Annotated in this window: 23 protein-coding genes; 11 read left to right on the top strand and 12 right to left on the bottom strand. The window is 63.2% G+C overall.

The window, feature by feature from the left end:
• The first annotated feature begins 296 nt into the window (after nucleotides 1–296).
• Complete coding sequence (locus FJW08_RS04830) at nucleotides 297–890, top strand: hypothetical protein (protein ID WP_140809238.1); 594 nt, start codon at nucleotides 297–299, stop codon at nucleotides 888–890.
• Nucleotides 891–892: 2 nt separating this feature from the next.
• Here the strand turns inward: FJW08_RS04830 and FJW08_RS04825 are convergent, their stop codons facing one another.
• Nucleotides 893–1,996 carry an FAD-dependent oxidoreductase gene (locus FJW08_RS04825; RefSeq protein ID WP_140809236.1) on the bottom strand — a complete coding sequence of 368 codons (1,104 nt, stop codon included), beginning with the start codon at nucleotides 1,994–1,996 and terminating at the stop codon, nucleotides 893–895.
• A 104-nt stretch (nucleotides 1,997–2,100) separates the two neighbouring features.
• On the opposite strand from FJW08_RS04825, the gene FJW08_RS04820 reads away from it, so the two are divergent.
• The gene (locus tag FJW08_RS04820; RefSeq protein WP_140809233.1) at nucleotides 2,101–3,351 is read left to right on the top strand and encodes a cytochrome P450; all 1,251 of its coding nucleotides are present in this window, start codon (nucleotides 2,101–2,103) and stop codon (nucleotides 3,349–3,351) included.
• Between the two features lie 51 nt (nucleotides 3,352–3,402).
• Here the strand turns inward: FJW08_RS04820 and FJW08_RS04815 are convergent, their stop codons facing one another.
• From FJW08_RS04815 to FJW08_RS04790, 6 genes are all read right to left on the bottom strand, one after another.
• On the bottom strand, nucleotides 3,403–3,747 hold the full coding sequence (locus FJW08_RS04815) for a cupin domain-containing protein (RefSeq protein ID WP_140809231.1): 345 nt from the start codon (nucleotides 3,745–3,747) through the stop codon (nucleotides 3,403–3,405).
• A gap of 6 nt (nucleotides 3,748–3,753) precedes the next feature.
• Entirely contained in the window at nucleotides 3,754–5,034 is a 1,281-nt protein-coding gene (locus tag FJW08_RS04810) for an O-acetylhomoserine aminocarboxypropyltransferase (protein WP_140809229.1), read from the bottom strand.
• 157 nt (nucleotides 5,035–5,191) lie between these two features.
• Nucleotides 5,192–5,713 (bottom strand): CoA-binding protein, encoded by a 522-nt coding sequence (locus FJW08_RS04805; RefSeq protein WP_140755302.1) that lies wholly within the window; start codon nucleotides 5,711–5,713, stop codon nucleotides 5,192–5,194.
• Entirely contained in the window at nucleotides 5,710–6,492 is a 783-nt protein-coding gene (locus FJW08_RS04800) for an AAA family ATPase (RefSeq protein ID WP_140809227.1), read from the bottom strand. The genes FJW08_RS04805 and FJW08_RS04800 overlap by 4 nt, the downstream gene beginning before the upstream one ends.
• Complete coding sequence (locus FJW08_RS04795; protein ID WP_140809225.1) at nucleotides 6,492–6,914, bottom strand: VOC family protein; 423 nt, start codon at nucleotides 6,912–6,914, stop codon at nucleotides 6,492–6,494. Before FJW08_RS04795 ends, FJW08_RS04800 begins: the two co-directional genes overlap by 1 nt.
• 10 nt (nucleotides 6,915–6,924) lie before the next feature.
• The gene (locus FJW08_RS04790; protein WP_140809222.1) at nucleotides 6,925–7,746 is read right to left on the bottom strand and encodes an enoyl-CoA hydratase; all 822 of its coding nucleotides are present in this window, start codon (nucleotides 7,744–7,746) and stop codon (nucleotides 6,925–6,927) included.
• A gap of 147 nt (nucleotides 7,747–7,893) precedes the next feature.
• On the opposite strand from FJW08_RS04790, the gene FJW08_RS04785 reads away from it, so the two are divergent.
• From FJW08_RS04785 to rpsI, 3 genes are all read left to right on the top strand, one after another.
• Entirely contained in the window at nucleotides 7,894–8,358 is a 465-nt protein-coding gene (locus tag FJW08_RS04785) for a PaaI family thioesterase (protein ID WP_140809220.1), read from the top strand.
• Nucleotides 8,359–8,572: 214 nt separating this feature from the next.
• The gene (gene rplM / locus FJW08_RS04780) at nucleotides 8,573–9,037 is read left to right on the top strand and encodes a 50S ribosomal protein L13 (protein WP_010915638.1); all 465 of its coding nucleotides are present in this window, start codon (nucleotides 8,573–8,575) and stop codon (nucleotides 9,035–9,037) included.
• 1 nt (nucleotide 9,038) lies between these two features.
• Nucleotides 9,039–9,521 (top strand): 30S ribosomal protein S9, encoded by a 483-nt coding sequence (gene rpsI, locus FJW08_RS04775; RefSeq protein WP_140809218.1) that lies wholly within the window; start codon nucleotides 9,039–9,041, stop codon nucleotides 9,519–9,521.
• Nucleotides 9,522–9,633: 112 nt separating this feature from the next.
• Here the strand turns inward: rpsI and FJW08_RS04770 are convergent, their stop codons facing one another.
• A complete protein-coding gene (locus FJW08_RS04770) occupies nucleotides 9,634–10,692 on the bottom strand; it encodes a glycerophosphodiester phosphodiesterase family protein (RefSeq protein ID WP_140809216.1) in 1,059 nt (352 codons plus the stop codon).
• A 175-nt stretch (nucleotides 10,693–10,867) separates the two neighbouring features.
• Complete coding sequence (locus tag FJW08_RS04765) at nucleotides 10,868–12,076, bottom strand: acyltransferase (protein ID WP_140809214.1); 1,209 nt, start codon at nucleotides 12,074–12,076, stop codon at nucleotides 10,868–10,870.
• Nucleotides 12,077–12,199: 123 nt separating this feature from the next.
• On the opposite strand from FJW08_RS04765, the gene speB reads away from it, so the two are divergent.
• From speB to FJW08_RS04745, 4 genes are all read left to right on the top strand, one after another.
• Nucleotides 12,200–13,207, top strand: a complete 1,008-nt coding sequence (gene speB, locus FJW08_RS04760) for an agmatinase (protein ID WP_140809212.1) — start codon at nucleotides 12,200–12,202, stop codon at nucleotides 13,205–13,207.
• Between the two features lie 30 nt (nucleotides 13,208–13,237).
• On the top strand, nucleotides 13,238–14,164 hold the full coding sequence (gene argC / locus FJW08_RS04755) for an N-acetyl-gamma-glutamyl-phosphate reductase (RefSeq protein WP_140809210.1): 927 nt from the start codon (nucleotides 13,238–13,240) through the stop codon (nucleotides 14,162–14,164).
• Nucleotides 14,161–15,003 (top strand): aminoglycoside phosphotransferase family protein, encoded by an 843-nt coding sequence (locus FJW08_RS04750; protein WP_210241175.1) that lies wholly within the window; start codon nucleotides 14,161–14,163, stop codon nucleotides 15,001–15,003. The genes argC and FJW08_RS04750 overlap by 4 nt, the downstream gene beginning before the upstream one ends.
• An 81-nt stretch (nucleotides 15,004–15,084) precedes the next feature.
• The gene (locus tag FJW08_RS04745; protein ID WP_140755322.1) at nucleotides 15,085–15,408 is read left to right on the top strand and encodes a hypothetical protein; all 324 of its coding nucleotides are present in this window, start codon (nucleotides 15,085–15,087) and stop codon (nucleotides 15,406–15,408) included.
• 10 nt (nucleotides 15,409–15,418) lie between these two features.
• On the opposite strand, the gene FJW08_RS04740 is transcribed toward FJW08_RS04745, so the two are convergent.
• Nucleotides 15,419–16,510: a COX15/CtaA family protein gene (locus FJW08_RS04740; protein WP_140809207.1), complete on the bottom strand. Its 1,092-nt coding sequence runs from the start codon at nucleotides 16,508–16,510 to the stop codon at nucleotides 15,419–15,421.
• A gap of 153 nt (nucleotides 16,511–16,663) precedes the next feature.
• On the opposite strand from FJW08_RS04740, the gene FJW08_RS04735 reads away from it, so the two are divergent.
• Complete coding sequence (locus FJW08_RS04735) at nucleotides 16,664–16,879, top strand: DUF2842 domain-containing protein (RefSeq protein ID WP_027143610.1); 216 nt, start codon at nucleotides 16,664–16,666, stop codon at nucleotides 16,877–16,879.
• A gap of 20 nt (nucleotides 16,880–16,899) precedes the next feature.
• Here the strand turns inward: FJW08_RS04735 and FJW08_RS04730 are convergent, their stop codons facing one another.
• Nucleotides 16,900–17,958: a polysaccharide deacetylase family protein gene (locus FJW08_RS04730; protein WP_140809205.1), complete on the bottom strand. Its 1,059-nt coding sequence runs from the start codon at nucleotides 17,956–17,958 to the stop codon at nucleotides 16,900–16,902.
• An 89-nt stretch (nucleotides 17,959–18,047) separates the two neighbouring features.
• On the opposite strand from FJW08_RS04730, the gene FJW08_RS04725 reads away from it, so the two are divergent.
• Entirely contained in the window at nucleotides 18,048–19,271 is a 1,224-nt protein-coding gene (locus FJW08_RS04725; protein ID WP_140809203.1) for a GNAT family N-acetyltransferase, read from the top strand.
• A gap of 3 nt (nucleotides 19,272–19,274) precedes the next feature.
• On the opposite strand, the gene FJW08_RS04720 is transcribed toward FJW08_RS04725, so the two are convergent.
• A complete protein-coding gene (locus FJW08_RS04720) occupies nucleotides 19,275–19,988 on the bottom strand; it encodes a GntR family transcriptional regulator (protein ID WP_140809201.1) in 714 nt (237 codons plus the stop codon).
• Nucleotides 19,989–20,194 lie beyond the last annotated feature (206 nt).

The raw sequence follows: 20,194 nt of genomic DNA, 5'->3' as shown, positions 1-20,194 counted from the left end.
AGGCTGGCAGTTCGGGCAGAATCGGTTCTGGATCGTCAAGATGTAAATAGGATGCCGGCTCATCCTTGTGCAAGGCCGACCCGTCCTAGCCATCTGGGTAAGTCGAATCAAGCTTCCGGGCAAGGATTAGCAGCAGCTGATGCCACGCCGCCCCGAAATACCGAGCCTGCCCCCGCCAGGTAGCAGTTTCTTAACCTCGTCACTTAACGAAATGCGCCGAAACCGCTTTTCTCCGCAATGGCTTCCCCTACAATTCAACGTTGAACTTGTGCCTGCAGTTCAAACGGGGGAGTGCCATGTCCGGGAAAACCGCATGCTTCACCATTGCCGGGCTGACCCTGCTCGGCTCGATTTCGCAAACGGCGGCAGGCGGCCGCGCCGTCGAATGCTACGAGCCCGTCCGCACACCGGCCGTTTACGACACCGTCTACGAAGACGTCATGGTCAGCCCTCCCGGCCAGCAGATCGTCGACTATGACCCGCCGATCTACGGCACCCGCGAGCGCGTGGTGATGACCGTGCCGGCACAGGTTCGGTACGAAGTGGTCCCGGCAATCACCCGGACAGTCTACCACACCGTCAGGGTCGATGGCGGCGGCTATTCCTGGGAATGGCGCGTCATCCATGGCCACCGGGTGCTGTGCAAGGTTTGGCACAAGGCACGCTACGAAAGCGTCGCCGAGACGGTGGTGATCCAGCCCGAGCGCACGCGGCGTGTCGTCATTCCGGCGCAATATGACAGCATCGCCGAGGAGGTGCTGGTTCGGCCCGAGCAAAGGCGCGTCATCGATGTTCCCGCCTCCTACCGGACCGTCCCGCGCCGCGTGCTGGTGCGCGAAGGCTCATCCGGCTGGCGGCGCGTACATATTCCGAGGCATTGCCAGGATTGAGCTTAGGCCACCTCGGCCCGTAGCCAGGCCTTGAGGCCGGTGACATCGCCGTCGCCGATGGCTTTGGCCACGCGGCGCCCCACTGCCGCGCCAAATTTGTAGCCGTGGCCGGAACAGGCCGAGACGACCAGGCACTTGCCTGTCTCATGCGCCAGGAATTTCTCGTCCTCGGTGAAGGTGTAGGCGCAGGTGACCACTTCGGTCACCCTGTACTCCTCGATGCGGGCGATCGGCGGCGAAAACAGGTTGCGGATCGCCTCGCCCTCGCCGGGCACAGGCTCGCGGTTCCAGTCGGCATCGCTGGTCGGCACCTTGTGCAGGCCCGAGCCGAATTTCATTCCGGCGCCGCGGGTGAGCGGGATCATATAGCCGTCGGTCTTGCCGCCGACATCGAGAATGACGGGCGCGGCCTCCCATGCGGCCTCGAGATCGGCAGGCGGCTCGACATAGGCGAGCGCGGTGCGAAAAGTCTTCAATTCGCCGCCGAGCTCGGGGAATAGCTTCAGCACCCAGGCGCCAGCGGCAACGACGATGCGGTCGGCCTGCATCGTCTCGCCGCTTTCCAGCACGATATGGCCGGCTTCGGCATCGATCTCCGTCACCTTGCTGTGCTCGTAGACGTTGGCGCCGTTGGCGCGCAGCCACCTGGCCAGCCCGACCGCGATCTTGCGGCAATGCAGCGCGCCGCCTTCGGGCGAAAAATAGGCGTAGCGGAACGAGCCGACCTCAAGGAACGGCCAGCGTTCGACGGCTGCGCCCGGTTCCAGCAATTCGAAAGGGAAATCGCCCTCCTCCAGACCCTCGCGGTATTCCTCGGCCTCATCGCCAGGCTCGCGCGAAACGCAAACGAATCCCCTTGGATCGAGGTGGTTCTCGCCGAGATCGGCCCACATCTCGTCCCAGGCCTCGTAGGCTTCGGTGATCAGCCGGCCGTAGCCGGTTCCAGCGCGGTAGGCACGGCGGATGATGCGGTGATGGTCGCCCGATGCCGCCAGCGGATTGGGGATCGGCCCCTGCTCGACGATCGAGACGGCGTGGCCTGCCTTGACCAGCGACCACGCCGTGGAGAGACCGGCGATACCCGCCCCGACGACGATCACATTCATCCGTTCAGACCTTCCGCAACCCTACTGGCTGGCTCAATGCATCAGGCTGCCGAACGCAACATACGGTCTGGAACCGGGCTGGCAAGCCGCGCTATGGGTCTGGCATGACCAAATCGACGCTCCCGTATCTGGCCTTTGATCCAGCCACACGCCGGCTCAGGCTTGACCCGCGCGAACCGGCTTTCTTCATGAACCCGTACGAGGCCTACGGCTTCCTGCACGACGCATCGAATGCATTTTTCTGGGAGGAGTTCGGCTTCTGGTGTTTTGGCGGCTTTGGCGATGTCAACAGACTGCTGCGCGACCGCCGTTTCGGCCGCCAGAACCCGGCCGGCATCCCAGACAGCCGCGGTGTCGGCCAAGACAGGACTCATCTCGAGGCGTTCGACGGCATCGAAGCCAACTCGATGCTGGAACTGGAGCCGCCGGTGCACACGCGGCTGAGGACACTGGTCAACCGTGCCTTCGTCTCGCGTCAGGTGGAACGGTTACGGCCGCGTGTCGAGGCGCTCGCCAACGAATTGATCGATCGTTTCGAACCTGGCAAGGCCGTTGACCTCCTGCCGGCCTTCGCCTCCCCGCTGCCGATCACCATCATCGCCGAAATGCTCGGCGTGCCGGTCGAGATGTGCCCGCAACTGCTCGACTGGTCGCATCGGATGGTTGCCATGTACATTCATGGCCGCATCCGCGAGACCGAGGAGACGGCCAACCGCGCGGCACGCGAATTTTCCGATTTCCTGCGCGGTTACGTCACCGAGCGGCGCAAGAACCCGGGCGATGATCTGCTGTCGCTGCTGATCGCGGCCCAGGAAGACGGTCAGAAATTGTCCGAGGACGAACTGGTCTCCTCGGCCATCCTGCTGCTCAACGCGGGTCATGAAGCAACCGTGCACCAGACCGGCAATGCCGTCCATTCCATCCTGGCGCAAGGCGGCGACCCGAGCCGCTTCTTCACCTCCCCCGAAACGACGGCAGCGACGGTCGAGGAATGCCTGCGTTTCGACGCGCCGCTGCATATGTTCATGCGCTATGCCTATGAGGAGATCGAAATCGCGCCCGGCATCGTCGTGCGGCCGGGCCAGACGATAGGGCTCTTGCTTGGCATGGCCAATCATGATCCGCACGCCTTCGCCGAACCGCAGGCTTTCCGGCCGGAGCGCACCGACCAGAAGAATGTGTCTTTCGGCGCCGGCATCCATTTCTGCATCGGCGCGCCGCTCGCCCGCCTCGAACTGCAGGTTTCGCTGAAGACTTTGTTCGAGCGGCACCCGCGACTGCATCTTGCCGAACAGCCCCGCTTCCGCGACACTTACCACTTCCATGGGCTGGAGGCGCTCTCCGTCGATTTCTAGCTAGTGAGTTGCCCGGAAATCCGATCCGATCCTGGATATGTGATCAAGCTTTCAAAGCTTGATCACATACTCCTTGCGAGTCGTCTCAAGCACTTCCCAGCTTCCCTTGAAGCCCGGCCGCAGCACGAAGCTGTCGCCGGCCTTGACGGTGCGCGCTTCCCCACCGTCTTCCGCGATCACCGAGACGCCTGAGAGAATGTGGCAGAATTCCCATTCGTCATAGACGATGCGCCATTTGCCAGGGGTCGATTCCCAGATGCCGGCATAGAGACCGCCGTCACGCTCCTCGACGTTCCAGGTGCGGAATTTCGGATCGCCCGAGATCAGGCGATCCGGCGCGGGCGCGCCGGATTCGGGCTCGACGCTTTTGGTGTCGACGGAAAGAAACGCGGTCATATCAGGTCAGACCTTAGCGAGCGCCTGTTCGAGGTCAGCGACGATGTCGGTGACGTCCTCGATACCGATGGACAGTCGCACCGTATCCGGCCCGGCACCGGCCCTGACCTTCTGCTCGTCGGAAAGCTGGCGGTGCGTGGTCGAGGCCGGGTGGATGACCAGCGACTTGGTGTCACCGACATTGGCCAGATGCGAGAAGAGTTCGAGTGCCTCGACGAACTTGATGCCCGCCTCGTAGCCGCCCTTGAGGCCGAAGGTGAACACGGCGCCGGCGCCTTCAGGCGAGTATTTCTTCTGCAACGCATTGTTCTTGTCGCTGGGCAGGCCGGGATAATTCACCCAGGCGACCTTGGGATGGTTGGACAGCCAGCCGGCGACCGTGATCGCGTTGTCGCAATGGCGCTGCATGCGCAGTGGCAAGGTTTCGAGGCCGGTCAGGATGAGGAAAGCGTTGAAGGGCGAAATCGCCGGGCCGAGATCGCGCAGGCCGAGCACACGGGCGGCTATGGCGAAAGCGAAATTGCCGAAGGTTTCGTGCAGCACGAGGCCGCCATATTCGGGACGCGGTTCCGACAGCATCGGGTACTTGCCCGATTTCGACCAGTCGAAGGTGCCGCCGTCGACAATGACGCCGCCGATCGAATTGCCATGGCCGCCCATGAACTTGGTCAGCGAATGCACGACGATGTCGGCGCCGTGCTCGATCGGGCGGATGAGGTAGGGCGAGGCCAGCGTGTTGTCGACGATCAATGGAAGGCCATGCTTGCGGGCGATGTCGCCGATCTTCTCGATATCGACGAAGGTGCCGCCCGGATTGGCCAGGCTCTCGATGAAGATCGCCTTGGTCCTGTCGTCGATCTGGTTCTCGAAGGTCGAGAGATCATTGGTGTCGGCCCAGCGCACCTCCCAGCCATAATTCTTGAAGGCATGGCCGAACTGGTTGATCGAACCACCGTAAAGCTTGTTGGCGGCGACGAAATTGTCGCCGGGCTGCATCAGATTGTGGAAGACGATGACCTGCGCGGCATGGCCGGATGCAACCGCAAGCGCAGCCGTGCCGCCTTCGAGGGCCGCGACGCGCTCTTCGAGCACTGCCTGAGTCGGGTTCATGATGCGGGTGTAGATGTTGCCGAACGCCTTCAGCCCGAACAGCGAGGCGGCGTGGTCGGCGTCATCGAAGACGAAGGAGGTCGTCTGGTAGATCGGCGTGGCGCGCGCGCCGGTGGCCGGATCTGGCTTGGCGCCGGCATGGACGGCGAGCGTGTTGAAACCGGGTGTACGGGTCACTGAAACCTCCCTTTGAAACTTCTCAAATCAGCCGCGCATTCTTGGCGAAGGCGGCGTGCGAATGCAAAGAAGAAAATTCCGTTCGGCGTTGATCCTTCGATCACACCGCAGGATAATGCGGCATTCCGCGGAATAATTTTGCGCCTCTGCGTTGCGCCTATTTCTGACGCACGCCAAAACTCTGGAAGCCTTGGCGCATCAGCGGCTTCTTGGACGACAGCACCCCGGAATTGACTCCGGTCCAGCCGATCTCGCCGGAGAGCTTGCCATATTCGATCTTGGGGCAGCGGTTCATTACCACCTTGATGCCCGCCGCCTCGGCGCGTGCGGCAGCCTCGTCATGACGCACGCCAAGCTGCATCCAGATGACTTTCGGCAACGGATCGAGCTGCAACACTTCGTCGACGATGCCGGGAACCGCCGCGGCATTGCGGAAAATGTCGACCATGTCGATCGGCTCCGGTATGTTGGCCAGCCTGGCATAGGTCATTCGGCCGAGGATTTCCTTGCCGGCCTGGCCGGGATTGATCGGGAACACCGAAAACCCCTTGGCCAGCAGGTATTTCAGCACGAAATAGCTCGGCCTGACGTCATTCGCCGACGCGCCGACCATGGCGATCGTCTTCACCGAATTGAGGATACCGCCGATATAGGCATTGTCGTAGCTGTCGTGATTCATGTCTCGTCCTCATACAACGCCTCAGCGAGAAAACCATCCGGGTCATTGCTGAAATCGCGCAGCATGCGGAAATGGTCCGTATCACGAAAGTCGGCGGGCTCGAGCCCGAAGCGGCTGATGCGGAACAGCCGCGCATCGGGACAGGCCATCAGCAGCGGCGAATGGGTCGCCATGATCACCTGCGCGGTGCCCGATTGATCCATGCGCCGCAGCATCTTCAGCAGTTCGATCTGGCGCGTCGGTGAAAGCGCGCTTTCGGGCTCGTCGAGAATATAGATGCCTTGCCTGCGGCAGCGCTCCTCGAAGAAGCGGATGAAGCCTTCGCCGTGCGACCAGGACAGGAAATCCGGCGGCGGTGGCTTGAACGGGTCCTCCTGCGCGGCCTGGTCGAGGTAGCGGGCCACCGAGTAGAAGGATTCGGCGCGAAAGAACCAGCCAGCGGTGACTTTTGGCAACCAGTGGCCACGGAATGTGTTCGCCAGCGCCGCTCCACTCTTGTCGATGGCACTGGAGTGGTCGACCGGTCGATAGCCCTTGCCGCCGCCGGCCTCGTCATAGCCGGCCAGCGCGCCGATTGCCTCGAGCAGCGTGGATTTACCGGTGCCGTTCTCGCCGACGATGATGGTGATGGGCGTGGTGAATTCGAGTTCGAACTCGTGGCCGCGAAACAGCGGCAGGTTCCAGGGATATTTTTCCCAGTCTGCCACGCGCTCGGGGTCGAGCAGGATGCGCTTGAGATACGGTGCCTTGAGCCGTGTCAGTTGCTTGCGATAAGCCATCAATCAGGCAGCGAAATCGTGCCGTCGTCCGCGATCGGGAAGGCCGGATTGTGCGCCACTTCCCAGACATGCCCATCCGCATCGGCGAAATAGCCGTACCAGCCGCCCCAGAAGGCGCGGCCGGCCGGCTTGACGATCCTTCCGCCGGCCTTTTCAGCCGTGGCGAGCACCTCGTCGACTTCGGCATCGGAGCGGGTGTTGTAGGCGAGATAGACGGCCGAGGGCGCCTTGGCGAAGGTGATGCCCGAATCCTCCTCGGCGCTGGCGCGCGGGAACAGACCGAGGATGGCGCCGCCCATCTGGAAGAAGGCGACACCGTCGGTGATCCCCGCGTGGCGCTTCAGACCCATCGCCTCATAGAAACGCACGGCACGATCCAGATTGTCCGTGGCGATGGTGATGATGGAGACGCGGGGTTCCATGATCCTCGTCCTATTCGTCCGTCCATTCCGGCTTGCGCTTGCCGATGAACGCGCCAATGCCCTCTTCCGCGTCTCGCGCCAGCATGTTCTCGACCATGACGCGGCCGGTATAGGCATAGGCATCCGCCAAGCCCATCTCGGCCTGCGCGTAAAAGGCTTCCTTGCCGGTCTTCACCACCAAGGAGGATTTTGAAGCAATGGTTTGCGCGTATTTGGTGACAATCTGATTCAGGTACTCGCGCGGCACGACGCGGTTGACGAGGCCGAATTCCTTCGCCGTTGCCGCGTCGATCGTCTCGCCGGTCAACAGCATCTCCATCGCCTGCTTGCGCGAGACGTTGCGCGACAGCGCCACCATCGGCGTCGAGCAGAACAGGCCGATGTTGATGCCCGGCGTACAGAAGGTCGCCTCATGCGACGCGATCGCAAGGTCGCAACTGGCGACCAGTTGCAGGCCGGCGGCTGTCGCCAGGCCGTCCACCTCGGCGATGACAGGCAAGGGATGGCGCACGATCGCCTGCATCAGCGTGGCGCAAGCGGCAAACGTCTCTTCGAAGAAGGCCTTGCCGCGATCGGCATCGGCGCGCCGCGCGGTCATTTCCTTGAGGTCGTGGCCGGCGCAGAACACCTTGCCGGCCGCCGACAGCACGATGACACGAACGGCCCTGTCGGCATTGGCGCGGTCGAGTTCCGCCGTCAGCGCCGCCATCACGGCCAGCGACAGGGCGTTGGCAGGCGGATTGGCGAGCGTCAGGCGCAGCACGCCCTTGTCGAGCCTTGCGACAACCGGACCGTCGGCGGCAGCAGGCTTGATGGCAAGGATTTCGGCCATGGCTAGGTCTCCGAGTTTCCGCTGGCAGAGTATCTAATATCGGATCGGGTTTCGTCCAACACCCATCGCTTGCGCCAGGGCGATGTATATGTTGCCAGAAACACCCGGCTGCGCCCATACAGGCTTGGCGCAGAACGAGAGACCGACATGCCCGCCCAGACCAACCTCAAGCCGGTGCTGACCGCAGCGCAGATCAACGTGTTGATGGAGACCGTCTTTCCGCAACTCAATGAGAACTCGGCCGCCTATGAGGCGATCGACGTGTTTCCTGGGGGCTGCATCGTGCGGCTCAATGCCGACGAGCGGCATTTGCGTCCCGGCGGCACAGTGTCGGGCCCTGCCCTGTTCACGCTGGCCGACATCGGTGGCTATGTCTGCGTGCTCAGCCATGCCGGGCCGGATGCGCTCTCGGTCACCACCAACCTCAACATCAACTTCGTGCGCAAGGCCGAAACCGGGCCGATCGACGGGTATTGCCGCATCCTGAAGCTCGGAAAGAGCCTGATGGTGTTCGACATCGACATCGTCGCCGGCCGGGATGGACACACGATCGCGCATGCCACGGGGACCTATTCGATCCCGCCGCAGCGCTCTGTCGATGTGGTAAAATAATACCTTTAGACCAACATATTGTTTCTACAGCATTTTCTACGCGGCAGGACTTTCCCGCTGCCTTGACGCGGTCACTCGGCTCGCCTATAAGCCCTCACGAAGCAGCGGCCCGCAAAGGCCGCCGTTTTGTTATTGGCAGGGGACAAGTGTCTTTAGCCAATTCAAGCAACAAGAAACGCCTTCCCCGTGAAGGTCAAAACCGAGAGCAGAAAACATGACAACCTTTTCGCAGAAGCCTGCGGATGTGGTGAAGAAGTGGATCCTGATCGACGCCGAGGGTCTCGTCGTCGGCCGTCTTGCCACTGTCATCGCCAATCATCTTCGCGGCAAGCACAAGCCGACCTTCACCCCGCATGTCGACGACGGCGACAATGTCATCGTCATCAATGCCGACAAGGTGGTGTTCACCGGCAAGAAATTCACCGACAAGGTCTATTACTGGCACACCGGCCACCCCGGCGGCATCAAGGAGCGCACCGCGCGCCAGCTGCTCGAGGGCCGTTTCCCCGAGCGTGTCGTCGAGAAGGCCGTTGAGCGCATGGTTCCGCGTGGTCCGCTCGGCCGTCGCCAGATGAAGAACCTGCGCGTCTATGCAGGCGCAGAGCATCCGCATGTCGCCCAGCAGCCAGAAGTCCTCGACGTGGCCAAGCTGAATTCCAAGAACAAGAAGGTCGCATAAGATGGCTGAGCTTTCCTCGCTCGCAGAACTGGGCGCCGCCACCGGCAACACCAACACGCAGGCCGCGGCGCCCGTCCACGTCCAGAAGCTCGACAAGTCGGGCCGCGCCTATGCCACCGGCAAGCGCAAGAACGCCATCGCGCGCGTCTGGGTGAAGCCGGGTTCCGGCAAGATCATCGTCAACGACAAGGAATTCGCGACCTATTTCGCGCGTCCGGTCCTGCAGATGATCCTCAACCAGCCGATTATCGCCTCCAACCGTTCGGGCCAGTACGACATCGTCGCCACGGTCGTCGGCGGCGGCCTCTCCGGCCAGGCCGGTGCCGTGCGTCACGGCATCTCCAAGGCGCTGACCTACTACGAGCCGGCGCTGCGCGCCGTGCTCAAGAAGGGTGGCTTCCTGACCCGCGACAGCCGCGTCGTCGAGCGCAAGAAGTACGGCAAGGCCAAGGCCCGTCGCTCCTTCCAGTTCTCGAAGCGCTAAGCGTTTCGAATTCCGATATCGAAGGCCGCCTCCGGGCGGCCTTTGCTTTTGGGACAGCGCCCTACCGGGCAACTCTCACGAGAGAGGAGATCGGCAGCCTCTGCCGGCACTCCTAATTGATGCTGGCTGTATGCGCCGGTTCTGTCGGCCGCTTCTCGTCGGCATAAGGCAAGCGATAGCCGTTTGCCGCCAGCCAGTCGATCGCCGCCTTAGGTTCGTCGGTCTGGATGATGGTGGCGCCGCGATCGGCCCAGAAACCCCAGGCTTCGCGCGGCAGGCTGGCCTGGACCGCCAGTTCGTCGCCACGGCCGCCGGCGAGGAAGCCGCCCGGCTTGTTGACGATGGCATAGGTGTCCGCCCAGATATGCCAGTCGCCCTTCACCGCCTCGGCGCGCATGCGGGTGCTGAACAGCGGCCCGCCGGTTTCGGTCAGTGTCTCGGCGCCAGCCCGCCAATTGATCAGCTCGATCGCACGCGGCGCGAAAGCGTGGTCGACCATCGAGGCGAAGCCGGCATCATGCACCGCGTCATCGGCGATGATCGGCATGAACTGGAAGCCACCGCCTGCCGCTGCCATGGCGGCTTTCACCGTGGTGATCCTGTTCTGGTTCCACAGGTTTTCCTTGACGATGACTTGCTCGGCCATGCCGAGGTCGCGCGCCACCGCGATCATGCCCGGGAGGTCGCCGACTTCGAGTTTGTTGTCGAGATTGATGAGGATTCTGTCCCTTGTCGTCATCAGCATCTCGCGCAACGTCGAGACAGGCTCGTTGGTGACGGCATGGGTGCCCTCGATCACCAGCCGGCATCTCTTCAGCTCGGCCAGCGTGTAACTGACGACCTCGCCCTTGCAGGTTGTCGTGCGGTCGAGCCAGCTGTCGTGCATGACGATGAACGCGCCGTCCTTCGAGCGCCGGATGTCGACCTCGACGATTTCGGCGCCGATCGCGATCGAGCCTTCCACGGCGGCCAGTGAACTTTCCGCATAGAGCGTCTTGCCGGCCTGCATGCTGCCGGCGCGATGGGCAGCCACCATGACATGGTCGCGCCACTGGTTGGCATGTTCGAAACGGTCGAGTATCTGGCTGGCGCGGGTTTCGCCGGCCAAGGCCTGGCCGGAGGCGGCCGCCAGCGCGGTGGAAAGCAGAAGGCTCAGCCAGATCGTCCGCATCGAGAATCGCTCCTTGCCGGATCGAGCCGGGGATAGGCGACATCAGTGACATCCAGGTGAACGAAGCCGGCTAAAGCGCGTCGCGTCGAAACGGATTCAGGCACCCCCTAGGGGCGCACTCCAAACCGAGGTCACCTTTGGGCGACATGCATCAGCGGTTGGCCGGCTATGTCGGTCAGATGCGCTTCGACAGTCGGCGGAACCACGCCATTGCGGGCATTTCGACCAGGCGCCATGTGGCCCAAGACACGGCGATGGTGGCGGCGAGCATGACGACGATCGCCACAGTCCCAGTCCAGCCGGCGCCAAAGCCGGTGGCGGGATCGCCACGCAGTACGATGTCGCCAATCAAGCCGAGGCCGAGTTTGCGCTCGACGAGCCCGGCGACATTGATCAGGCGCACCTGGACGAAGATGTGGACCATGTAGATCGAATAGGACAGCGCGCCGAGCGTCAGCATGAACGGTGTCCTGAGCAACGCGCTGATCCAGCCGCCTTCATGGGCGAAGAGGAACAGCGCCAGGGCGAACACCAGAGGCGCGGCAATGCCGGCGTCGTTGTCGCCCGCCAGCGAGACAAAAAGACCGATGACGGCCACCATGACGATTTCGGCAAGAGTCCAGCTCATCCGCGGGCCGTTTGCGAGCAGAACCTGTCGCGCCCCTGCAATGGAATCATGCTGAAACCAGGCCAACAGGGCGCCGAGCGAGAAGCCGTAGAGGCAGCGGATGAAGCCGAAATCGTAGGACACATCCATATGACGCATGGAGAAGCCGAGCAGGAACAGCGGCGCGGTGAGGGCGGCGGCGACAAACCATATCCAGGCGCGCGCGCCGGCGATGAAGACCACGCCGGCAAACAGGAGATAGGCAAAAAACTCGGCCGAAATGCTCCAGCTTGGCGCGTTCCACGTCAACCGATCCTCGAAGCCGACACCTTGCAGCAAAAGGAGATTGGCAGCCAAGCTCCTGAAGTCGAAGCCGCCGGTGAAGGGAGCGGCCCCCGTGCCATGCAATTGCGGCAGCACCAGCCGCAACAGCTCGAAGGCGGCAAGGGCGGCAAGCATGACCAGATGCAGCGGGTAGATGCGGCCGAAACGGACCAGCGCAAAGCGGGCGACCTCTTCCGGTCGGCCCAGCCGATTGGCATAGCTGGAGGCGATGACGAAGCCGGAAAGGACGAAGAAGAAGTCGACGAAAAGATAGGCCGAGCCGACAAAGCTGCTCTGCGAGATCGCCGAGGCGGTCGGAAAATGAAACAGCGCCACCAGCAACGCGCAGATGCCGCGCCACGAATCGAGAACCTGGAAGCGATCGCCGGCGATCGTGCCGGCGTGGGTCGACACCACGGCATCCGACGGATTAAGAAACGCGGTCTGCGTCATGATGATACAAATCCTGTCTTGCCGCGGCACCCGGGCGGCGCCGTTTCGTCTCCCCAGGCCGTGACTGGCATCTTCCATGCCGGTTCTGTAGTTGTTGCACCCCGATGAAAACGAGGACCAGTAATGGCGACCAAGAACATCGACCATGCCTTCACCGCCCGCTCCAAAACGGGTGGCGCCCTCGAGCCGACCTATTCCGGCGCGCTGTCTTTCATGCGGCGCAAATACACCAAGGACGTGAAGGGCGCGGATGCGGTGGTGTGGGGCATTCCCTTCGACGCCGCCGTCACCAACCGGCCGGGCGCCCGGTTTGGGCCGCAGGCGATCCGCCGCGCCTCCGCGATCCTCGATAACGACCCGCAATACCCGTTCTCGCGCGATCTGTTCGAGCACCTCGCCGTGGTCGATTACGGCGACTGCCTGCTCGACTCGGGCAACCATCAGAAGACGCCCGGCACGATCGAGCGCGAAGCGGCCAAGATCCTGAAATCGGGCGCTTTCCTGCTGACGCTCGGCGGCGACCATTTCGTCACCTGGCCGCTGCTCAAGGCGCATGCCGCCATCCACGGGCCGCTCGCCTTGGTGCAGTTCGACGCCCACCAGGACACATGGCCCGATGACGGCAAGCGCATCGACCATGGGTCCTTCGTCGGCCGCGCGGTCAAGGAAGGCATCATCGATCCCGATCGCTCGATCCAGATCGGCATCCGCACCCATGCGCCCGACACGTTCGGCATCAAGATCCTGCATGGTTATGAAATCGAGGAAATGCGCGCCTCCGATATCGCCTATGCCATCGTCGACCGCACCGGGGGCAAGAAGACCTATCTGACCTTCGACATCGACTGCCTCGATCCGGCCTATGCCCCGGGAACCGGCACGCCGGTTTCGGGGGGACCGTCCTCGGCGAAGATCCTGTCGACGCTGCGTCAGCTCAACCAGGTCGATATTGTCGGCGCCGATGTCGTGGAGGTTGCGCCGGCCTACGATCACGCCGATATAACGGCGATCGCCGGTTCGATGGTCGCCATGCAGTATCTCGGCCTGCTGGCGGAACGAAAGGCGCGGCTCGAGGAGCTGAACAACGGCAACCACAATGGCGCCGCGGTCAATCAGGGCAACGGCATATAGTTTTGAGATATCAGGGAATTTGATCAGGCAATGAAACCGAAAATCTTCATCGACGGCGAACACGGCACCACCGGTCTCCAGATCCGGGCGCTGCTTGCCGAGCGCGGCGATCTGGAGATCATTTCCATTCCGATCGAGCGCCGCAAGGAAACGGCCGCGCGCGCCGAATTCCTCAACGCCGCCGACATCGCGATCCTGTGCTTGCCCGACGATGCAGCCAAGGAAAGCGTCTCGCTGATCACCAACGACACCACCAAGGTCATCGATGCGTCGACCGCGCATCGCGTGGCCGAAGGCTGGGAATATGGCTTCGCCGAGCTGGACAAGGAGCAGGCCAAGAAGATCGCCACGGCCAGGCGCGTCGCCAATCCCGGCTGCTGGCCGCAGGGGCCGATCGCGACGCTCAGGCCACTGGTCACCGCAGGTCTGCTGCCGGCCAATTTCCCGATCGCGGTCAACGGCATTACGGGGTATTCGGGCGGCGGGCGCCCGATGATCGAAGACTACGTCGCCAAGGGCGAGGACGCCTCGGAGTTCCTGCCTTATGGCCTGACCCTGCAGCACAAGCACGTGCCGGAATTAAAGGCGTATGCGAAGTTGTCGCATGATCCGATCATGCAGCCGGCGGTGGGCAATTTCGCGCAAGGCATGATCACGGTTGTGCCGTTGCAACTCGGTGGCCTCGACCGCGTACCGACGGGTGCCGAACTTCACGCCGCCATTGCGGACCATTTCGCCGCGATCGAGGGCGGTGTGGTCGAGGTGGCGCCTTACGCGCATCTGGAGCGTGTGCCGGACATCGATCCGGAGATCTACAACGGCACCAACCGCATGAAGGTCTATGTCTTCGCCAACGACAGCAGAGCCCAGGCGCTGCTGCTGGCGGTCTACGACAATCTCGGCAAAGGCGCCTCGGGGGCAGCCGTCCAGAACATGGACCTGATGCTCGGTCTGTGATGGACGCGCCGGCCTTCCCAGCGCGCTGGAGGGTCAGCGAACCCGAACTCATTGCCGAGACCTTTTCGAGCCGCATCTGGAAGGTGCGGCTCGAGGACGGCTCACCGGCCATCGTGAAGGCGCTGAAGCCGTTCGACGACGTTGCCGACGAGTTGCGCGGCGAGCATTTCCTTGCCTGGCGGCGCGGCGAAGGCGCGGTGCGGCTTCTCGGCCGCGACGGGCATTCCATGCTGCTCGAATATGGCGGGGACACACTTCTGTCGCAGGTTCTCGACGAGCAAGGCGACGATGCAGCGACCGCCATCGCGGCGGGTGTGATGGCGAAATTGTTTTCACCATCCGAGCACCCCTACCCGCCCGAGCTTCAGCCGCTCAGGGAACGGTTCACCAGCCTTTTCAAGAAAGCCGCAACCGATCGCGGCATCGGCAATGACAGCCTCTATGTCGAGGCCGGCGCCATCGCGGATCGATTGCTTGCCAATCCGCATGACATCAGGCCGCTGCATGGCGACCTGCATCACGAAAACATCCTGCGGGGAGCGCGCGGCTGGCTGGTGATCGATCCGAAAGGCGTGCTCGGTGATCCCGGCTTCGACGCCGCCAACATGTTCTACAACCCGCTCGATCGCGACGCACTTTGCCTCGCCCCGGAGCGGATCGCGCAGATGGCCGAGGTCTTTGCCCGGACGCTGGGGCAATCACCGGCAGCTATACTGGACCATGCCATTGCCTATGGTTGCCTGTCGGCGGCCTGGCACCATGAGGACGACAATGCGGTCGAGGAGAACCGCGAGCTGTCGATTGCCGCGGCGATCCGGGAAGTGCGGGCGCGTTTGTGATCCCGGGGAAGAGCTGAAGTAACGGCTTGTTCACCATGATCGGCTACAGACCGTGTCCTGGCTCCCTCCTCAAGGATTGTCATGGTCGGCGCGATCTCGGGTTCCTCCCAGGCAACCCAATATTCCTCGTCCGGTTCCTCGAGCAATGCAGCCCAGGAGGCAGCGCTCGAAAAGCAGATCCAGGACCTGGAAGACCAGGCCAAGGCGATCAAGGATCAGGTTCAAGCCGCCCAGGTGCAGCAGGATATCGCCACCGCCCAGGCCAAGCTCGACGCACTGAGAGCCTTGGACGCCGACAAAGCTGCCAAGGCCGCTCAGAGCCAGTCGACGCCATCCGCCGCCGCATTGCGTCAGGCTGAATTCGATGGCGAGAAGACGACGCAGTCGAACGAATTCTGGATGTGATCGGCCGCACTCAGCGTCCGACGGCAATCTCGTTGGGCAAGGGATAGGCGCCCTTGGTGCCGCGCCAATGCGCGGCGGCAAAGCCCAGCACGACAAGCGCAAAAGCCTGATGGGTCAGCGCCATATGCAGGGGCACCTGCATCACCAGCGTACCGATACCGATCGAAGCCTGCACCAGCACCAGAACGAACAACAGTGTCGCGCGTCGCGCATGCGTCGAGCCGGGCAGCCGCCGACGCGTGGCGATCATGTGCCAGAGCGCGACGGCGAAGACCGTATAGGCACCGAGCCGATGGACGAACTGCACCGTCTTCGGATTCTCGAAGAAGTTGCGCCATGCAGGCTCGAGGATGAGCAGATCGCCGGGGATGATCCTGCCGTCCATCAGCGGCCAGGTGTTGTAGCTCATGCCGGCGTCGAGACCGGCGACCAGACCGCCGAGATAGATCTGGATCAGCGCCAGAAGCACGATGAAGCCGGCCAATCTCTGCGTCGAGCGATCGGCCGCAGGCTCGGAGTGAGGAGCGAGACCCCGCGCGACGACCATGGTTGCGGTGAAGATCAGTGCCGCCAGCGTCAGGTGCGTGGCGAGCCTGTACTGGCTCACCGACACGCGGTCGACCAGGCCGGAGGCCACCATCCACCAGCCGATGGCGCCCTGGAGGCCGCCGAGAAGCAGAATGCCGACCAGTTTCGGCCCAAGGCCGCGCTCGATGCGGCGCGTCGCCCAGAAGACCAGCAGCGGCAAGGCAAAGACCAGGCCGACGCTGCGCGCCAGCAGGCGATGCGCCCATTCCCACCAGAAGATCGACTTGAACGCTTCGATGCTCATGCCCTTGTTGAGTTCGGTGTATTGCGGGATCTGCTGATAGCGCTGGAATTCCTCCTGCCACTCGGCGTCGTTGAGCGGCGGGATGACGCCATGGATCGGCTGCCATTCGGTGATCGACAGGCCGGATTCGGTCAACCGCGTGGCGCCACCAACCAGCACCAGCGCGAACAGCACCACGAGCACGGCGTACAGCCAGCCGCGCACGAGAGCCCGGTTGTGCAGATCGCGGTCGCGGGCCTGATAGGGCGCGGCGGCAGTGATGGCGGCCATGAATATATCCCGACGGGTTGAATGTCGCGGATTGGTGAACCATCGCACTCCTGCTGGCAAGACCGGGCAGCGCGGCACGCCGTCGCGCCCGATGTCGTGGGTTGCGCGCGTCCCGCGTTCGGCCTAAGCGGTAGCCATCAACGAGACCGTACCATGCCCATTCGCCTGAAAAAGCTGATCGGAATGTTCCTGCTGTTGGCGCTGGTCATCATCTACGCGCTGGTCGCTTCGATCTTCGCGGTCGCCCGGTTGTCGGAATCGGGCGCGCTGGTGCAATTCCTGTTCTTCCTGCTCAGCGGTCTGCTCTGGGTGCTGCCGGCGATGGGCATCATCAAGTGGCTGATGCTGGAGCCACGGGCCAAGCGCTGAAACGCCCGGTCAGCCGTACGTCAGACGGTGACGAGCATCTTGCCGGCATTGGCGAGTGGCGTCGTCACGCCCGACAGCATGGTGCGGATATGGGCGAGGCTCTGGTAGCGGCCATTGACCGAAATGCGCGGCAAGGCATGCAGGAAGCCGGCATGTTCGGCGCGCAGCACGCCGTGGCGGGTGGTCACCGCGGAGGCATAGCCGGCGTCGCGCGCAAAGCCCACTTCGCGGCAGCCAACGGCGCTGGCGTAACCGTAGGGATAGGCGAAATGGCGCGGCTCCTCGCCTAGCCCGGTCCGAAGCATGTCCTTGACGGCGCCGATCTCGCGCCGCGCGTCGGCCTCGGAAAGCCGTTTCAGATTGCTGTGGTTGATCGTATGGGCGCCGATCGTCACCAGCGGGTGCGCGGCGACGGTGCGGATCTCATCCCAGTTCATCAACGTGTGCAGGCGCGGGGCGTCCGCGTCGACGCCGTTCGAAGCAGCCAGATCGCGCAGCACGGTCCGCAGGTCTTGCTCGCGGACCTCGGTGGTGAAATAGGCGTGCAGACGGGCGATGGCCTGATGTTTGCTTGCCAGGGTCGCGCAATCGATCACCGTCGGGCCGTTCGATGCCGCCAGGGTCAGCTGATCGCAGGCATTGACGATGTCCTCGACCACATCCCACCAAAGGTGGGCGGTACCATCGATCAGCCCGGGAGCGACATAGATGGCGAGCGGCGCGCCATGCTTCTCCAGCACCGGCAGAGCCTCCGTCATGTTGTCGCGATAGGCATCGTCGGCGGTGATGGTGGCGAACCGGCCGCCCTTGCCACCTGCCTTGATGCGCTCCACGGCTTCGTCCATCGAGACGAAGGCATAACCGTCCGCTCTCATGTCGGCGATCACGGCATCGAGGAATCTGGGCGCGATGTTGAGGTGCCGGTTGACGCTGTCGGGCTTTTCAGGTGTCGCCGTCACACGGTGCAGCATCAGGATGGCGCCGATGCCGCCGACAAAGGGCCTGGCCAGCGGTGCGAGGCCGGTATAGCGGGCGACGTTGAGCGCCAGTTTCCGGATTGCCTCCCCACCGTCGATCATTCATTCACCTTTTGCGCCTAGGCTATCCAAGCACGGAATACGCCCGAGCGCCCCCCAAATCGGGATCAGTACGCCCTAAGGATTGAGGTATGGTTGACGCAACCGCGTCATTTGATGGCAAGCGGCTCGCAGCGACCTCGCCACGCGCACTGCCTGGGAATGCCGTGGGGCTGTCGGTTTCCGTTGCCGCCGCCGAAGGGCTCGCGGCATATGCGGCGTTCTGTCGTTCGGCGCTCTGTGCGCCGGCGCAAAGTGCGGCATGGGTCTTGAACTGGGCCATCGAGGTCAAGCCCGATCTGCTCATTGCCACACTTGAACTGGAGGACAAGCCGGCCTTCGCACTGGCGTTGGAGGTGGTCAAGCGCGGTCCGTTCCGGGTCGCCCAGTTCATGGGCGGCCGCCACGCCAATGGCAATTTCTGCGCCGCCGAACCGCAGTGGCTAGCCAGCGGCGACCTCACAGCCATCCGGTCGATGCTCGCGGCGATCGGCAGATCCCGGCCCGATGTCGATGTCATCGCGCTGGAAAGATTGCTGCCCGATCTCGACGGCATCGCCAATCCATTGGCATCGCTCGATCATTTCGCCAGTCCCAATCTTTCGCTGGCCGTCGACCTCAGCGGCGGGTTCGATGCGCTGTTGCTGCGTGCCAGCGGCAAGCGCAAACGCAAGAAGCATCGTTGGCAGACGCGCAAGTTCGAGGCCGTCGGCAGCCACCGCCGCATCGAGGCGCGCAGCGCCGACGAGGTGGAGAGGCTGCTCGATGCGTTCTTCGAGATGAAGGAACAGCGTTTCCGCAAGATGGGCGTTACCAACGTCTTCGGTGACGGCCGGACACGCGCCTTCTTCCGGCGGCTGTTCACGCAAGCAGTTGCCGAGGACGAGCCTTGCTTCGTGCTGCACGGGCTGGAGGTCGCCGGCAAGCTGCGCGCCGTCACCGGATCGAGCCGGTCGGGCAGCCGCCTGATCTGCGAGTTCGGAGCGATCGCCGAGGATGATCTCGCCAATACCAGCCCGGGCGACTTCCTGTTCTTCGACAACATCCAGCATGCCTGCCAGAGCGGGTTCGCGGTTTACGATTTCTCCGTCGGAGACGAAGCCTACAAGCGGCTATGGTGTGATATCGAAACGCAGCATTTCGAGGTCCTGGTCCCGCTGACGCTCAAGGGCCGTGGGCTGGCACAGGTACTTCGCCAGGGCGCGGGGCTGAAGGCCTTGGTCAAGAACAACCCGACGATCTGGAAGCTCGCCAAGATGCTGCGCCGCAAGGCAGCCGGACAGACAGCCCCCCTGCCCACGGAAGACGAAAACTAGCCGTCAGAAATTGAGAGCCTCGCGGAGCGCCGGACCTGCCCTGACGCGCAGATCGAGATCCGCCTCGATGTGGTCGATATGATGCAGCATCAAGCGGCTCACCAGCCCGGAATCGCGGCTCTCCAGCGCACCGACGATAGCCGTGTGCTCACCGTGGCCGCAGGCCGACACGCCGGACCGTCCGTAAAGTGCAATGACAAGCGACGAGCGCGCAACCAGTTCCTCCATGAAGCGCTGCAGGATGGCATTGCCCGCGACCGAAGCGAGCAGCAGATGGAAATCGCCGGACGCCTTGATTTCAGAACGCCGCGCCGTCGGACCGCGCTCGGCGATGAAGCGGCCCTCCTCGTCGAGTTGCGCCCTGAAGGCGACAATGTCGGCTGCTGTGACCCGTTCGCAGGCGGCAGTGGCAATGCCCGGCTCGATCAGCCGGCGCGAGGCGAACACCTGGCGCGCTTCCTCGGGTGATGGATTGGCGACGAAGGCACCGCGATTGCGCTCGGTGCGCACCAGCCCTTCGAAGGACAGCATCTGCAGCGCCGCGCGCGCGACGGTGCGAGACACGTCGAACAGCGTGCCGACCTCGCCTTCCGAGAGCTTGGTGCCCGGCGCAAGCCTCCGGTCGACAATGGCGTCGCGCAGATTGTCGCGGATCGCCTGGGCGCGATCCTGATTGGCGCTATCGGCGGCGGAATGGATCTGATCGGTGATGTTCATGGCGATGAGGGTTCCCGCCCTCTTCTAGCGCGACTCGTCGTCTGTTCACGAGAGGCAAAGTGAACACGAAGTCGAAAAAGATTGCATACGATTTTTGTGCAAATTGCGCTCAATAGCCCATAATTTGTGCAACGCACAAAGCAGCCTCGGAGACAGGCAGCGACAAGAATCCTGATCTTTCAGACAATTCAAGCGCTTGGCCGGTC

The organism is Mesorhizobium sp. B3-2-1, assembly GCF_006439515.1.
In the GTDB taxonomy this organism is placed as follows: Bacteria; Pseudomonadota; Alphaproteobacteria; order Rhizobiales; family Rhizobiaceae; genus Mesorhizobium.
The sequence above is the reverse complement of the archived record's forward strand: the minus strand, read 5'-3'. Positions and strand labels throughout refer to the sequence as shown.

Excerpts from the sequence above, each read along its gene's own strand:
- FJW08_RS04830 (WP_140809238.1), top strand. The coding sequence starts at position 297 with ATGTCCGGGAAAACCGCATGCTTCACCATTGCCGGGCTGACCCTGCTC.
- FJW08_RS04825 (WP_140809236.1), bottom strand. The coding sequence starts at position 1,996 with ATGAATGTGATCGTCGTCGGGGCGGGTATCGCCGGTCTCTCCACGGCG.
- FJW08_RS04820 (WP_140809233.1), top strand. The coding sequence starts at position 2,101 with ATGACCAAATCGACGCTCCCGTATCTGGCCTTTGATCCAGCCACACGC.
- FJW08_RS04815 (WP_140809231.1), bottom strand. The coding sequence starts at position 3,747 with ATGACCGCGTTTCTTTCCGTCGACACCAAAAGCGTCGAGCCCGAATCC.
- FJW08_RS04805 (WP_140755302.1), bottom strand. The coding sequence starts at position 5,713 with ATGAATCACGACAGCTACGACAATGCCTATATCGGCGGTATCCTCAAT.
- FJW08_RS04800 (WP_140809227.1), bottom strand. The coding sequence starts at position 6,492 with ATGGCTTATCGCAAGCAACTGACACGGCTCAAGGCACCGTATCTCAAG.
- FJW08_RS04795 (WP_140809225.1), bottom strand. The coding sequence starts at position 6,914 with ATGGAACCCCGCGTCTCCATCATCACCATCGCCACGGACAATCTGGAT.
- FJW08_RS04790 (WP_140809222.1), bottom strand. The coding sequence starts at position 7,746 with ATGGCCGAAATCCTTGCCATCAAGCCTGCTGCCGCCGACGGTCCGGTT.
- FJW08_RS04785 (WP_140809220.1), top strand. The coding sequence starts at position 7,894 with ATGCCCGCCCAGACCAACCTCAAGCCGGTGCTGACCGCAGCGCAGATC.
- rplM (WP_010915638.1), top strand. The coding sequence starts at position 8,573 with ATGACAACCTTTTCGCAGAAGCCTGCGGATGTGGTGAAGAAGTGGATC.
- rpsI (WP_140809218.1), top strand. The coding sequence starts at position 9,039 with ATGGCTGAGCTTTCCTCGCTCGCAGAACTGGGCGCCGCCACCGGCAAC.
- FJW08_RS04770 (WP_140809216.1), bottom strand. The coding sequence starts at position 10,692 with ATGCGGACGATCTGGCTGAGCCTTCTGCTTTCCACCGCGCTGGCGGCC.
- FJW08_RS04765 (WP_140809214.1), bottom strand. The coding sequence starts at position 12,076 with ATGACGCAGACCGCGTTTCTTAATCCGTCGGATGCCGTGGTGTCGACC.
- speB (WP_140809212.1), top strand. The coding sequence starts at position 12,200 with ATGGCGACCAAGAACATCGACCATGCCTTCACCGCCCGCTCCAAAACG.
- argC (WP_140809210.1), top strand. The coding sequence starts at position 13,238 with ATGAAACCGAAAATCTTCATCGACGGCGAACACGGCACCACCGGTCTC.
- FJW08_RS04745 (WP_140755322.1), top strand. The coding sequence starts at position 15,085 with ATGGTCGGCGCGATCTCGGGTTCCTCCCAGGCAACCCAATATTCCTCG.
- FJW08_RS04740 (WP_140809207.1), bottom strand. The coding sequence starts at position 16,510 with ATGGCCGCCATCACTGCCGCCGCGCCCTATCAGGCCCGCGACCGCGAT.
- FJW08_RS04735 (WP_027143610.1), top strand. The coding sequence starts at position 16,664 with ATGCCCATTCGCCTGAAAAAGCTGATCGGAATGTTCCTGCTGTTGGCG.
- FJW08_RS04730 (WP_140809205.1), bottom strand. The coding sequence starts at position 17,958 with ATGATCGACGGTGGGGAGGCAATCCGGAAACTGGCGCTCAACGTCGCC.
- FJW08_RS04725 (WP_140809203.1), top strand. The coding sequence starts at position 18,048 with ATGGTTGACGCAACCGCGTCATTTGATGGCAAGCGGCTCGCAGCGACC.
- FJW08_RS04720 (WP_140809201.1), bottom strand. The coding sequence starts at position 19,988 with ATGAACATCACCGATCAGATCCATTCCGCCGCCGATAGCGCCAATCAG.